Consider the following 14421-nt stretch of genomic DNA (forward strand, 5'->3'; position numbering starts at 1 on the left):
CTGCAGTATTCTCCGCGTATCCCCTCGCCTGCCTTGCGTCCTCCGTGCCGATCTTCGCCTTGCTGACCCGCCTGCTGTTGTGCCTGAGCCTGCTGCTCAATGGCGCCGGCACGGCTATGGCGATGCCGGGCATGCACGGCATGACCGACGCAGCGCCAGGCACGGACCATGCCATGGCCGAAGGCCATGCTGGCAAGCACCTGCATGCCGCGCAGGTCGCCAGCGCGGCGATGCCCTGTCATGAGGCCACGCCGGCGCAGGTCCGCGAACACGAGCACGACGGCGACGGCCACAGCAAGGCCGGCAAGCACGGCTGCTGCGGCACCGCGGCCGGTTGCCAGTGCCCGCATGCGCAGCCGCCGCCGGCACTGATCGCGCTGCCGCTGGCGTTGCCGGCCGCGGCGCAACAGCTGTTCCCACGCGGCCGCCAGGATGGCCGCGGCGCGCCCGGCCTGCCGCGGCTGGAACGACCTCCCAGCGCCTGATCGCGACGCCGCCGCCCGCTCGGGTGGCGCCACGGCGACCGCGCATCCGCGCGCGGTCGCTTCCGCGCACGCACCGCCCACGCGGTCGCGCATCGCATCGCATCGAGGCTCGCTCATGAAACCACCTTCCTCCGACCTGCCGGCGCTGCCGTCGCGGCGCCGCTTCGTCACCGGACTGGCGCTGGGCGCCGCCGCCGGCATCGGCAGCCTGTCGCTGCGACAAGCCCAGGCCGCAACGCTGGCGCGCAATGGCGCCGTGCCGTATCAGCTGCACGGCACCGACTTCGACCTCAGCATCGGCAGCGCGCGGGTCAACTTCACCGGGCGCGAGCGCCCGGCCATCACCGTCAACGGCAGCGTGCCGGCACCGATCCTGCGCTGGCGCGAAGGCGACACCGTCGAGGTGCGAGTCGCCAACCGCCTGCCGGGGCACACGCAAACCTCCGTGCACTGGCACGGCATCCTGCTGCCGGCGAACATGGACGGCGTGCCGGGCATGAGCTTCGACGGCATCTACCCGGGCGAGACTTACCGCTACCGCTTCGCCCTGCGCCAGTCGGGCACCTACTGGTACCACAGCCACTCGCTGCACCAGGAACAAGCCGGCCTGTACGGCGCGATCGTGATCGACCCGCTGCAGCCGCCGCCCTACCACTACGACCGCGAACACGTGCTGCTGCTGTCGGACTGGACCGACCTGGACCCGGCGGCGCTGTTCCGGCGGCTGAAGAAGATGCCGTCCTACGACAACACCTACCAGCGCACCGTCGGCGACTTCCTGCGCGACGCGCGCGAAGACGGCTTGCGCGCCACTCTCGCCGACCGCGGCATGTGGGGACGCATGCGGATGACGCCCAGCGACCTGTCCGACGTCAACGCCAACACCTACACCTACCTGCTCAACGGCGTCGCCCCCGGCGGCAACTGGACCGGCGAGTTCCGTCCCGGCGAGAAGTTGTTGTTGCGCATGATCAACGCCTCCAGCATGACCTACTTCGACCTGCGCATCCCCGGGCTGAAGATGACCGTGGTCGCCGCCGACGGCCAGTACGTGCACCCGGTGAGCGTGGACGAACTGCGCATCGCCGCGGCCGAGACCTACGACGTGCTGGTCGAACCCAACGGCCAGGACGCCTACACCGTGTTCGCCCAGGACATGGGCCGCACCGGCTACGCGCGCGGCACCCTGGCCGTGCGCCAGGGACTGCAGGCGCCGGTACCGGCGAACGATCCGCGCCCGCTGCTGCGCATGCAGGACATGGGTCACGCCATGGCGGGGCACTCCGGCATGGACCACGGCGGCGCGGCCACGATGAAAGGCATGGACGGCGGTTGCGGCGCCAGCATGGGCATGGCCGGCATGAACCATGCCGCGATGGAGCACGGCACGATGGACCACGGCACGCATGCGCCCGGCGACGCTGGTGCAGCGCCCACGCATCCGCGCAGCGAACGCGGCAATCCGCTGGTGGACATGCAGTCCTCCGCGACCGCGCCGAAGCTGGACGATCCGGGCATCGGCCTGCGCGGCAACGGCCGCCGGGTGCTGACGTACGCCGACCTGCATAGCCTGTTCGACGACCCCGACGGTCGCGACCCCGGGCGCGAGATCGAACTGCATCTCACCGGCAACATGGAGAAGTTCGCCTGGTCCTTCGACGGCATCCCGTTCGCCAGCGCCGCGCCGCTGCGGCTCAACTACGGCGAGCGCCTGCGCATCGTGCTGGTCAACGACACGATGATGCAGCACCCGATCCACCTGCACGGCATGTGGAGCGACCTGGAGAACGCCGCCGGCCAGTTCCAGGTGCGCAAGCACACCGTGGACATGCCGCCGGGCACGCGCCGCAGCTACCGCGTGCGCGCCGATGCGCCGGGCCGCTGGGCCTACCACTGCCACCTGCTGTACCACATGGACGGCGGCATGATGCGCGAAGTGCGGGTGGACGCATGAACGCCAGGCCGCGCGCCGCGCTGGCGCAGGCGCTCGGCCTGGCGCTGCTGTTCGCGCACGGTGCTGCGCGTGCGCAGAGGGAGATGCAGGAGCACGGCACGCCAAGCGCAGCGCAGGCCGAGCGCGGCATGCAGGACCACGCCGGGATGCAGCCGGGGGCTGTGGAGCCGGGACCAGGGACCGGGGACCGGGGACCCGGAAAAGCACAAGCGCAGCCTGCTCACTTCAGCTCAGCGGCGACGTGCAGCTGCGCCAGTGCGCCCGCTTCTACGCTGCCGCGCGAGCCGATCCCGGCGCTCACCGAGGCCGACCGCGCCGCCGCGTTCCCGGTCCTACGCACGCACGCGATGCTGCATGCGCCGTCGCGGACCGGCTATCTGCTGTTCGATCGTCTGGAGGGCTGGGACAACCACCACGGCGGCGGCCAGGCCTGGGAAGCCAGCGCCTGGTACGGCGGCGACATCGATCGGCTGTGGCTGCGCAGCGAAGGCGAGCGCAACGGCGGCCGCACCGAAGCGGCGGACCTGGAAGCGCTGTACGGCCACGCGGTCTCGCCGTGGTGGGATCTGTTGGTCGGGGTGAAACAGGACCTCGCCCAGAGCGATGCGCGCACCTCGGCCGCGTTCGGCGTGCAGGGCATGGCGCCGTACAAGTTCGAGGTCGCGGCCACGCTGTACATCGGCGAAGGCGGCCGCGCCAGTGCGCGCCTGCAAAGCGAATACGACGTGCTGCTGAGCAACCGCTGGATCCTGCAGCCGCGGCTGGAAGCCGACGTCGCGTTCGCCGACGATCGCGCACGCGACATCGGCAGCGGCCTGTCCACGGTCGAAGCCGGCCTGCGCCTGCGCTACGAGATCAGCCGCCGCTTCGCGCCGTATCTCGGCGTGGTCCACGAGCGCGCCTTCGGCGCAACCGCGGACTATCGGCGCGACGCAGGAGAAGCCGCGCGCGAGACACGTGTCGTCGCCGGCGTACGCGTCTGGTTTTAGCGACTGCCAGAGGATTCTTTCCCGTCCATTTGAACGGCAGTGGCCCTTGTAGGAGCAACTGTCTTCTCATCCGATAACCTCACGCCATGGTGTGCGATCTCGTGCCATGGCGTTGAGTCGGATAAGCAGCACGCGCATGCATGCGGTGATGGCGACCTTGGCGGGCTTGCCGCGTGCCCGTAACTGTTGATAACGCTCCTTGAAGGAGGCTTGAGTGCGCACAACGCTCCAACAGGCCATGTACAGCACTCGTCGGATCGTGGCACGCCCGCCGCGGATGCGGCGTTTGCCGCAGTGCTGCCCGCTGTCCACGTTGTAGGGAGCCAGGCCGACCAGGGCCGCGATCTGGCGACGATCCAGCGTCCCCAGTTCGGGCAGATAGGCCATCAGGCTGGCGGTGGTGACCTCGCCGATGCCCGGGACCGTGCCCAGGGCGTGCGCCAGCGCATCGTCGAGCTGGCACCGCACCTGCTTGATCGCCTGGTTCATCCGCTGGATACGGCGGCGCACGTCGCCGATCTGCTCGATCAGGCACGCGCGCACCATGGCCAGGGTCGCCTGATGCAAGCGACGGCGCTCGTCGTCACGTTGCTGGACCAGTTGCTCGCGGCGCTGGACCAGCATGCGCAGTTGCTCACGCAAGGGATCGGGAGCCGGCGCGGGCGCTTGCACCAGGTGAGCCATGCGCGCCAGCAAGGCCGCATCCAGCGGATCGGTCTTGGCGGTTGTGCCCAAGGCCGTGGCGAAAGCGCGTGCCCGGCGCGGATTGATCCGGGTCACCGGGATCCCTGCCGTGGCCAGTGCCGTCATCACCGCCCGTTCGTAGCCGCCGGTGGCCTCCAGCAGCGCGTTGCCGACGCAGTGCCCGGCAAGGTGGTCGCACAGGCGCTGGTGGCCCTGGGCGGTATTGGGAAAGGACAGCAACTGGTCCAGGGGAAGCACGTGGACGGCCAAGGTGTCCTTGGCCACATCGATACCGATCCAAAGAGGCATAAGCGTTAGGTAGACTGGGGGACAGGAGAGAGCCACCTCGTCGCTGCCCACGCTTGTGAAGTTCGAGCGAACGCTCGTTCAACTGTTCGGGCTAGGCAACGAGGTCGATGTGCGGCCGCCCTGGCTCCTACACGTGCTTGAACACTACGGCCTGTCGGCGTGCCGCACATCGCTCTCCACTCAAACTGTAGAGCAATCTCCAGACACAAGCGGCTTCAGCCGCGACAGGCTACCCATAGATCCTGTCGCGGCTGAAGCCGCTCCTACACCGCTTCGCCAACCGTAATGGCACGACGCGCATCAGGCGACACCACGGCGCCCAGCAACCGCTTCCTCACACCAGTCCCGGCCGCTCAAGCGCGCAGCGAACCATCCTCCCCGATCCGCCAGTCGCGCGGCGGACGCAGCGCGCCCAGCGTGCGCACCAGTTCCTGGTAGCTGCGCGCCAGTTGCCCGAACAACCCTGCATCGCTGGCGCGAGTCTCGGCCACTTCGTAGTAGGCGCCGCGGCCCAGGTCGATGAAGTAGTCCACGCTGACCCGGCGCCGCGCGGCCACGCCGGGAAACAGCCCGGCGATCAGCAGGCAACCGTCTCCGACCTCGCGCAGCGCATCGGCGCGGGCGCGCCCGACCTGCTCCTGAGCATGCAGCCAGGCCAGCGCCTGGGTGCGCGACAGCAGGTGCCCATCGGCCTGGTAGCGCAGCAACACGAACACCAGATAGCTCTCGCGCGACTCGTCCAGCGGCCGCCCCAGCCGCTGCCCTGCCTCGTGCACCAGCGCCTGCCACAGCTCGGCCGGCGCCCCCTGTCTGAAAGACTCGTACATACGTCCTCCTGCGTGGTGGGAACCCTCGCCAGGAGCTTATGCATAACCTGGGCCATTGCGTTGGCAGCCGCCGGCCAAGGCTGCCAATCCATGAGACGAGTGCAAGGATCGGCCATCCTGTCTGGTGGCACGCCGGACGCCGATTCCGATGCATCGACCAAGCCGTTTCCTGCATCTGCTTTTTTCATCGAATCGCCATGACCCGCCTGTCAACAGCTCGGTATTGATCACCTTCCGAAAATCGACATCCGATGGACCCATTCGAATGCTTCAGTCGCCAGCGCGCAGCTGACCTGAAGCGAATCGCGCGCGCTACGCGTGGAGAACATCTGTACGGCGACGTCGTCAACGAAGCCTGGCTGATGGCAGTCACGCTCTCCAGCCGGCATTCGCGTCCGATGGACTTCCAGGATGCGCAATTCCAGGACTTGCTGCTGCGCCACCTCTATCAAGCCATGGTCCGATACACCGAGCTCAACGTCAGGCACGCGGTGCGGCTCGATCATGGCACCGGCGAGGATGCGGATGGCGGGCGCGCGCATCCATTGATGAACCTGTTGTCCAGCGATGGCGGCCGGGATCCGCTTGCCTATCTTGGCGAGAACGAAGAAGCGCAGAACGCGCACATCGAGGAACTATCCCCCTGCCTTGCCGGTGCCTGGCTGGCACTGCTCCGATCGCACGGCCAACGCATGCGCCTGGTCGCGGACCATCTGCTGATCTCGGTGTCGTATGCCTATCGCTGTTGTGCCAAGGCAAGCTGCATTGCCGGCCGACAGAACGCGATTCCCTTTAGGGCGGCGGCCCGCGCTCAGTTCGGCCCCTGGAGACGCTACCGGACGCTGAGAATGCCGCGGCAATTGGAATTCGATTTCGAGGAACGGTTGGCGCTTTAGGCCAAGCGCTACTCCACCGTCACCGACTTGGCCAGATTGCGCGGCTTGTCCACGTCGGTGCCGCGCGCCAGCGCGGTGTGGTAGGCGAGCAGTTGCACCGGGATGGTGTGCACCACCGGGCTGAGCAGGCCGGCGTTGCGCGGGGTGCGGATCACGTGCACGCCCTCGGATTCGCTGAAGTGGCTGTCCTGGTCGGCGAACACGAACAGCTCGCCGCCGCGCGCGCGCACTTCCTGCATGTTCGATTTCACCTTCTCCAGCAGCGCATCGTTGGGCGCGATCACCACCACCGGCATGTTCGCGTCGACCAGCGCCAGCGGACCATGCTTCAGTTCGCCGGCCGGGTAACCTTCGGCGTGGATGTAGGTGATTTCCTTGAGCTTGAGCGCGCCTTCCAGCGCGATCGGATAGTGCAGGCCGCGGCCCAGGAACAGCGCGTTGTGCTTGTCGGCGAAACGCTCGGCCCACACCGCGATCTGCGGCTCCAGGTTCAGCGCGTGCTGCACGCTGCCCGGCAGGTAGCGCAGCTGTTCCAGGTAGTCGGCCTCCTGCGCGGCGCTCAGCCGTCCGCGCAGCTTGGCCAGCACGCAGGTCAGCTGAAATAGCGCCGCCAGCTGAGTGGTGAAGGCCTTGGTCGAGGCCACGCCGATCTCGGCGCCGGCGCGGGTGTACAGCACCAGCGCGCTGGCGCGCGGGATCGCGCTTTCGGGCACGTTGCAGATCGACAGGGTCTTGGCGTGGCCCAGCGACTTGGCGTATTTCAGCGCCTCCATCGTGTCCAGGGTCTCGCCGGACTGGGAAATGGTGACGATCAGCTGGCGCGGGTTGGCGTAGGCGGCGCGGTAGCGGTATTCGCTGGCGATCTCCACGCTGCACGGCAGGCCGGCGATCGACTCGATCCAGTAACGCGCGGTCAGCCCGGCGTAGTAGCTGGTGCCGCAGGCGAGGATCTGCACGCCGTCGATGTCGGCCAGCTGCCCGGCATTGCGGCCGAACAGCGTGGTGTCGAAGCCACCGGCGTCGAACAGCGCTTCCAGCGTGTCGGCCAGCGCGCGCGGCTGCTCGTGGATCTCCTTCTGCATGAAGTGGCGGTACGGGCCCAGCTCCAGCGAGGCCAGCGACACTTCGGACATGTGCACTTCGCGCTGCGCCGGCCGGTCCTCGGCGTCGTAGACCTGCACGCCGCTGCGGCTCAGCTCGGCGGTGTCGCCCTCTTCCAGGAAGATCACCCGGCGCGTGGCCTGGATCACCGCCGACACGTCGGAGGCGATGAAGTTCTCGCCCTCGCCCAGGCCGATCAGCAGCGGGCAGCCCATGCGCGCGCAGACCAGCACGTCCGGGCGCGACTTGCTCACCGCGGCCAGCGCATAGGCGCCGGTCAGTTCCTTGGCCGCGGCCTGCAGCGCCGCCAGCAGCGAAAGCCCCTGCGCAGCGTGGTGGTGGATCAGGTGCGCGATGACTTCGGTGTCGGTCTGCGACTCGAACACATAGCCCAGCGCGCGCAGCCGTTCGCGCTGCTGCTCGTGGTTTTCGATGATGCCGTTGTGCACCAGCGCCAGGTCGCCGTGGCTGACGTGCGGATGCGCGTTGGCCTCGGTGACGCCGCCATGGGTGGCCCAGCGGGTGTGGCCGATGCCCAGCGTGGCGTGCAGATCTTCGGCCAGCGCCGCGCTTTCCATCTCCGCCACGCGCCCGGTGCGGCGCACCCGGCGCACGCCGTCGGCGGCGACCACGGCGATGCCGGAGGAATCGTAGCCGCGGTACTCCAGCCGCTTCAGGCCTTCGATCAGCACCGGCACCACGTCCCGTTCCGCAATCGCACCCACGATCCCGCACATAGCCGCACCCTGCACCGAAAGATCGCCATTCTAGCTTTGTCCGCTGCATGTCCTGCAGGACCCGGCAGTGCGACTTGGACCGGCCATCGCCGACCCCGGCACGGCCGCTGCGATTGCCGTGAGCGCCGCCAGGCGCTGGCCGATCGATTCGGAGACGGTGTCCGCGAACGTGTCCGCGGACACGCGGACAGCCGTCCGCCGCAATCGAACCTTATGCATTTCAATCACTTGCAATTGGCACGCGGTGTGCTTTGGATTGGTTCATTCTCCGCTGCGCCGACCCGACCGATGATCCGCGACACTTCCGCCCAGGACCAGGTTCTCACCCGCCCCCGCTCCGCCGCCGCCTGGCGCCGCTGGTTCTGGCCGGCACTGATCGCGCTGGCGGTGCTGCTCGGCATCGCCTTCGCCGCGCGCGGCTGGATCGCCGGCAGCCGCTCGTTCGACGCGCAGCGCGTGCGCATCGCCACGGTCAGCCGCGGCGACCTGGTCCGCGACATCTCCGCCGACGGGCGCCTGATCGCCGCCAACAGCCCCACCCTGTACGCGATCTCCGGCGGCACCGTGACCTTGAAGGTGGTCGCCGGCGACGTGGTCAGGCAGGGTCAGGAACTGGCCGAGATCGACAGCCCCGAACTGCGCAGCAAGCTGGCCCAGGAAGAGGCCACGCTGGCCGGCCTGGAAGCCGAAGCCGGCCGCGCCGACCTGGATGCGGTGCTGGCCCGCGCCAATGCCAGCAAGCTGGTGGACCAGGCGCAGATCGAGCGGCAGGCCGCCAGCCGCGACCTGGAACGCTACCAGCGCGGCTACGACGGCGGCGCAGTGCCGCAGGTGGAACTGGCCAAGGCGCAGGACTCGCTGAAGAAGGCCGACATCGCGATGAGCCATGCGCAAAAGGATTCCGGCCTGCAGACCCAGGGCGCCGGCCTGGACGCACGCAACAAGCGCCTGCTCGCCGAGCGCCAGCGCGCGGTGGTCACCGAGGTGAAGCGGCAGGTGGACCTACTCACCCTGCGCTCGCCGTTCGACGGCCAGGTCGGCCAGGTGCAGGTGTCGCAGCACACCAACGTCGCCGCCAACGCGCCGGTGCTGGGCGTGGTCGATCTGTCCAAGTTCGAACTGGAAATCAAGGTGCCGGAGAGCTTCGCCCGCGACCTGGCGATCGGCATGCCGGCGCAGCTGACCAGCGGTGCCGGCGAACCGTTCGCCGGCGCGATCTCGGCGGTGTCGCCGGAAGTGGTCAACGGCGAGGTCAACGCGCGCATCCGCTTCACCGACAAGCAACCGCCCGGCCTGCGCCAGAGCCAGCGCATGAGCGCGCGGGTGCTGCTGGATACCCGCAAGAACGTGCTCAAGCTCGAGCGCGGCCCGTTCGTCGAACAATCCGGCGGCCGCTACGCCTACGTGATGGACGGCAACGCGGCGATCCGCCGCCCGGTGGAGCTGGGCGTCACCAGCCTGGGCGAAGTCGAGGTGCGTTCGGGCCTGCAACCGGGCGACCGCGTCGTGGTCTCCGGCAGCGACCTGTTCGGCGAGGCGCCGCAGGTGACGGTGCACTAGAAGCCGGGACTCGGGACTGGGGACTCGGGACTCGGAAGAGCCCACACCGTGGTATCCGTCTCCCTACCGAAGTTTCAGTTGTCTGTATCGCGTCTGCTTTTCCGAGTCCCGAGTCCCGAGTCCCGAGTCCCCAGTCCCGGCACCACCACCACCACTCCCAGCAAAGGAACCACCTCATGCTCGAAATGCGCTCCGTCTCCAAGGTCTTCCGTACCGAACAGGTCGAGACGCACGCCTTGCGCTCGCTGGATCTGCATGTGCGCGAAGGCGAATTCGTCGCGGTCACCGGGCCGTCCGGCTCCGGCAAGACCACCTTCCTCAACATCGCCGGTCTGCTGGAGACCTTCAGCAGCGGCCAGTACCTGCTCGATGGCCAGGACGTCAGCAACCTCAACGACGACGCGCGCTCGCGCATGCGCAACCAGAAGATCGGCTTCATCTTCCAGGGCTTCAACCTGATCCCCGATCTCAACCTGTTCGACAACGTCGATGTGCCGCTGCGCTACCGCGGCATGGCCGCGGCCGAGCGCAAGCAGCGCATCGAGGACGCGCTGGGCCGGGTCGGGCTGGGCTCGCGGATGAAGCACTACCCGTCCGAACTGTCCGGCGGTCAGCAACAGCGCGCGGCGATCGCGCGTGCGCTGGCCGGCAGCCCGCGCCTGCTGCTGGCCGACGAACCGACCGGCAACCTGGACTCGCAGATGGCGCGCGGGGTGATGGAACTGCTGGAAGAAATCAACGCGCAGGGTTCGACCATCGTCATGGTCACCCACGATCCGGAACTGGCCGCGCGCGCGCAGCGCAACGTGCACATCGTCGATGGCCAGGCCACCGACCTGCAGCGCGAACCGGTGCTGGGGCATGTCGGCACGGCGATGCCCTCCGCCGCTGGCGACCGCTGAGACAGGGCCTGCCATGCCGTTGTCACCCGCAGCGCCTGACCCGGAACCCACGATGATCGGTTACTACCTCCACCTCGCCCTGCGCAGCTTCGGCCGCAACAAGATCCTCACCACGCTGATGGTGCTGGCCGTGGCGCTGGGCATCGGCGCCTCGATGACGATGCTCACGGTGCTGCACACGCTGTCCGGCGACCCCCTGCCCGGCCGCAGCGCCACGCTGTTCCATCCGCAACTGGACCCGCGTCCGCGCGACCTGCCGGGTGCCGACCGGGAGCCGCCCGACGAACTGACCTGGCAGGACGCGAACGCCCTGTACCGGCTGCACGCTGCGCCGGCGCAGACGATGACCAGCGCGAACTGGCTGCCGGTCCGCCAGACCGTGCCGGACAGCCCCTTGCGCATGCTCACCACCCGCGCCGCGAGCGCCGACCTGTTCGCGATGTTCGGCATGCGCTTCCTCTACGGCAGCGGCTGGAGCCGTGGCGACGATGCGCAGCGCGCGCAGGTCGTGGTGCTGACCCGCACGCTCAACGACACCTTGTTCGGCGGCGTCGACAGCGTGGGCAAGACCCTGACCATCGCCACCCGCCCGTTCCGGGTGATCGGGGTGATCGACACCTGGGATGCGCAGCCGCGCTTCTACGATCTCAACTCGGGCGCGTACAAGGCGCCGGAAGCGCTGTACGTGCCGTTGGAGACCTGGCTGGACCTGCCCCAGGACTATGGCTATGGGCCGATGCAGTGCTGGGGCCGGGACCAGGAAGCGGGCCTGCACAATCCCAAGAGCGCGCAATGCACCTGGGTGCAGTATTGGGTGCAACTGGACACGCCTGCGCAGGTCCAGCGTTACCGCACCGCGCTGGACCACTACAGCGCGCAACAGCGCCAGTTGGGCCGGTTCGAACGCGCGCCCAACACGCGCCTGCGCGATCTGCTCGACTGGCTCGACTACAAGCGCGTGGTGCCGGCCACCGTGCGCATGCAGAGCTGGATCGGCTTCGGCGTGCTGCTGGTGTGCCTGCTCAATGCGGTCGGCCTGCTGGTCGCCAAGTTCATGCGCAAGGCCGCCGAGATCGGCGTGCGCCGCGCGCTGGGCGCCAGCCGCCGCGGGGTGTTCCTGCAATGCCTGGCCGAATCCGGGCTGATCGGCTGCCTAGGCGGACTGCTCGGCATCCCGCTGACCTGGATCGGCCTGTGGCTGGTGCGCCAGCAACCGGTGGCCTACGCCCAGCAGGCGCATGCCGACCCCGCGCTGCTTGCGCTCGCGCTGGCCGTGGCGGTGCTGTCGGCGATGGCGGCCGGCGTATGGCCGGCATGGCGCGCTTCGCGCATCGCCCCCGCCCTGCAGGTGAAATCGCTATGAGCGCGCTGAGACACGCACGCCCCATTCTTTCCGCGCTGGGCAGCCATCGTGCCGCGGTGGTGTTGATGGTCTTGCAGATCGCCCTGACCCTGGCGGTGCTGTGCAACCTGGTGTTCATCATCGCGCGCACCTACCAGCGGGTGGACACGCCAACCGGGGCGATGGAGCAGGACATCGGTCTGATCCAGAGCATCTCCGTGATCGGCGAGCAAGACAGCAAGAGCAGCGTCGGGCGCAGCCTGGATGTGTTGCGAGCGGTGCCCGGCGTGGAAGCGGCCGCCTTTGGCGCACCGCCGCTGTGGAATCCGAACCGGGTGCAACTGTTCCGGGAAGCGCAGGCGACGCAAGCGGCGGCGCGCGCGACGCTGTTCTCCGGCAGCCAGGGCCTGAACCGCGCCCTGGGCATCCGCATCGTCGCCGGCCGCGACCTGCGCGACGCCGAGCTGCCGGCTGCCGCCGAGACGTTCGCGGAGACCAACCATGGCGAGCGCCAGCTGCCGACGCTGATCACCCCGTCGCTGGCCGCCAAGTTGTTTCCTGGCGTTTCGCCGCTGGGGCAGAAGATCTACACCACGATGTGGAGCCAGGCGGTACGGCTGGATGTCGTTGGGGTGATGGCACCGCTGCGTGGCGTGATCGCCGGCCACGACGACGATGCAGACGCGCTGCTGACCGAAATGCGCGTCGGCGCCGAAGGCTGGGGCGGCGGCTATCTGATCCGCAGCAAACCGGGGCAGCTGCCGCAGGTCCTGCAACGCGCGGCGGCGGCGATGCAGCGTGCCAACCCGACCTATGTGCAACACCAGGTCGCCACCATGCAGGAACTGCGCGCCGACTATTTCAGGAGCGACAGCGCAGTGGCGCGCATGCTGCTGGCGATCATCGTGATCCTGCTCACCGTCACCGCGTTGGGCATCGGCGGGCTGGCCAGTTTCTGGGTGCAGCAGCGCACCCGGCAGATCGGCATCCGCCGCGCCATCGGTGCCACCCGCCGCGACATCATGGGGTACGTCCAGCTGGAAAACTTCCTGATCGTCGGCGGCGGCGCCGCGCTGGGCGCCGTTCTCGCCTACGTCATGAACCAATGGCTGATGCAACGCTTCGAACTGGAGCGGCTGTCCTCGCCCACGGTGCTCACCGGCATCGTGGCGGTCTGGCTGCTCGGCCAGCTCGCCGTCCTTGGCCCCGCGCTGCGCGCCGCCGCCGTCCCACCCGCCACCGCCACCCGTAGCGCCTGACCCGGAGCCACCCATGTTCGGCTATTACTTCCGCCTCGCCTTGCGCAGCTTCGGCCGCAACAAGGTCCTCACCGCGCTGATGGTGCTGGCCATCGCGCTGGGCATCGGCGCCAGCATGACCACGCTGACCGTGTTCTACGTGCTCTCCGGCGATCCGATCCCGCAGAAGAGCGACCGGCTGTTCTACGTGCAGGTCGATGCGCAGCCGAAGGCCGGCTTCCAGCCCGGCGAGGAACCGGACTTCCAGAACACGCGCTACGACGCGGAGACGCTGCTGCGCGAGAAACGCGCCAAGCGGCAAGCGATCATGACCGGTGGGTCGGCGGCGATCGAACCGCTCAAGAGCGGGCTGAAACCGTTCAAGTCGGAAGTGCGCTTCACCTCGGCCGACTTCTTCCCGATGTTCGACACGCCGTTCCTGTACGGCCACGGCTGGACCGGTACGGAAGACGAACGCCACGAGCGCGTGGCGGTCATCAGCAAGAAGCTCAACGAGAAACTGTACGACGGCGCCGACAGCGTCGGCCGCGAACTGCGCATGGACCAGAACACGTTCCGCATCGTCGGCGTGCTGGATACCTGGGCCCCCAATCCGCGCTTCTACGACATCACCAACACCTACGGTTCGGACGAACAGGCCTACCTGCCGTTCTCGGTCGCGATGGACCTGAAGATAGACCGCAACGGCAATATGAACTGCTTCGGCGACAGCAACGGCGATCAGACCTCGCTCAATGCGCCTTGCAACTGGATGCAGTACTGGGCGGAACTGGAGAGCCCGGCCCAGACCGCCGATTACAAGGCCTACCTCGAGAACTACTCCAACCAGCAGCGCGCCGCCGGCCGCTTCCAGCGTCCGAATAACGTGCGCCTGCGCAACGTGATGCAGTGGCTGGACCACAATGAAGTGGTGCCGGGCGACGTGCGCCTGCAGCTGTGGCTGGCGATGGGTTTTCTTTTGGTATGCCTGCTCAACACCGTCGGCCTGCTGCTGGCCAAGTTCCTGCGCCGCAGCGGCGAGATCGGCGTGCGCCGCGCGCTGGGCGCCTCGCGCCGCGCGATCTTCGCGCAGTGTCTGGTCGAAGCCGGCACCATCGGCCTGGCCGGCGGTATCGCCGGTCTCGGCCTGGCCGCGCTCGGCCTGTGGGCCGTGCGCCAGCAGCCCTCCGGCTACGCCAAGCTCGCCCATCTGGACCCCACGATGCTGGCACTGACCTTCGCCCTGGCCCTGGCCGCCAGTCTGCTGGCCGGCCTGCTGCCGGCCTGGCGCGCGATCCAGGTGGCGCCGGCGCTGCAGCTCAAATCGTCCTGACCATCGCCCCCGCCGCACGGCGGCGGGCAGACCGCCAACGAAGGTCCCTCACAAGGTTATCGCC

At 68.5% G+C, this 14421-nt stretch carries 12 protein-coding genes; 9 read left to right on the forward strand and 3 right to left on the reverse strand.

Annotated elements, in window-relative coordinates:
• Positions 1-44 precede the first annotated feature (44 nt).
• The 3 genes from KHF85_RS17335 (at position 45) to KHF85_RS17345 (ending at position 3428) form a co-directional block, all read left to right on the forward strand.
• A complete protein-coding gene (locus tag KHF85_RS17335) occupies positions 45-485 on the forward strand; it encodes a CopL family metal-binding regulatory protein (RefSeq protein ID WP_284567614.1) in 441 nt (146 codons plus the stop codon).
• 115 nt (positions 486-600) lie between these two features.
• On the forward strand, positions 601-2439 hold the full coding sequence (locus KHF85_RS17340; protein WP_284567615.1) for a copper resistance system multicopper oxidase: 1839 nt from the start codon (positions 601-603) through the stop codon (positions 2437-2439).
• Positions 2436-3428: a copper resistance protein B gene (locus KHF85_RS17345; RefSeq protein WP_284567616.1), complete on the forward strand. Its 993-nt coding sequence runs from the start codon at positions 2436-2438 to the stop codon at positions 3426-3428. The genes KHF85_RS17340 and KHF85_RS17345 overlap by 4 nt, the downstream gene beginning before the upstream one ends.
• A gap of 66 nt (positions 3429-3494) precedes the next feature.
• On the opposite strand, the gene KHF85_RS17350 is transcribed toward KHF85_RS17345, so the two are convergent.
• Together KHF85_RS17350 and KHF85_RS17355 are read right to left on the reverse strand one after the other, a co-directional pair.
• Entirely contained in the window at positions 3495-4421 is a 927-nt protein-coding gene (locus tag KHF85_RS17350; protein ID WP_284566813.1) for an IS110 family RNA-guided transposase, read from the reverse strand.
• 353 nt (positions 4422-4774) lie between these two features.
• Positions 4775-5248, reverse strand: a complete 474-nt coding sequence (locus KHF85_RS17355) for a hypothetical protein (RefSeq protein ID WP_046978691.1) — start codon at positions 5246-5248, stop codon at positions 4775-4777.
• A gap of 251 nt (positions 5249-5499) precedes the next feature.
• Here KHF85_RS17355 and KHF85_RS17360 point away from each other — a divergent pair, with 251 nt between their 5' ends.
• A complete protein-coding gene (locus tag KHF85_RS17360; protein WP_284567617.1) occupies positions 5500-6144 on the forward strand; it encodes a hypothetical protein in 645 nt (214 codons plus the stop codon).
• Between the two features lie 8 nt (positions 6145-6152).
• On the opposite strand, the gene glmS is transcribed toward KHF85_RS17360, so the two are convergent.
• On the reverse strand, positions 6153-7982 hold the full coding sequence (gene glmS, locus KHF85_RS17365; protein ID WP_284567618.1) for a glutamine--fructose-6-phosphate transaminase (isomerizing): 1830 nt from the start codon (positions 7980-7982) through the stop codon (positions 6153-6155).
• A 288-nt stretch (positions 7983-8270) separates the two neighbouring features.
• Between glmS and KHF85_RS17370 the strand changes: the two genes are divergently transcribed.
• From KHF85_RS17370 to KHF85_RS17390, 5 genes are all read left to right on the forward strand, one after another.
• Entirely contained in the window at positions 8271-9542 is a 1272-nt protein-coding gene (locus KHF85_RS17370; protein WP_284567619.1) for an efflux RND transporter periplasmic adaptor subunit, read from the forward strand.
• A gap of 176 nt (positions 9543-9718) precedes the next feature.
• A complete protein-coding gene (locus KHF85_RS17375; RefSeq protein WP_284567620.1) occupies positions 9719-10444 on the forward strand; it encodes an ABC transporter ATP-binding protein in 726 nt (241 codons plus the stop codon).
• Between the two features lie 52 nt (positions 10445-10496).
• Positions 10497-11807, forward strand: coding sequence for an ABC transporter permease (locus KHF85_RS17380; protein ID WP_284567621.1), 1311 nt, complete (start codon positions 10497-10499; stop codon positions 11805-11807).
• The gene (locus tag KHF85_RS17385; RefSeq protein WP_284567622.1) at positions 11804-13045 is read left to right on the forward strand and encodes an ABC transporter permease; all 1242 of its coding nucleotides are present in this window, start codon (positions 11804-11806) and stop codon (positions 13043-13045) included. The genes KHF85_RS17380 and KHF85_RS17385 overlap by 4 nt, the downstream gene beginning before the upstream one ends.
• Positions 13046-13058: 13 nt before the next feature.
• Positions 13059-14357, forward strand: a complete 1299-nt coding sequence (locus tag KHF85_RS17390) for an ABC transporter permease (protein ID WP_284567623.1) — start codon at positions 13059-13061, stop codon at positions 14355-14357.
• The last annotated feature ends 64 nt before the right edge of the window (positions 14358-14421 follow it).

Source organism: Xanthomonas graminis pv. graminis (genome assembly GCF_030168915.1).
Taxonomy (GTDB): Bacteria; Pseudomonadota; Gammaproteobacteria; order Xanthomonadales; family Xanthomonadaceae; genus Xanthomonas_A; species Xanthomonas_A translucens.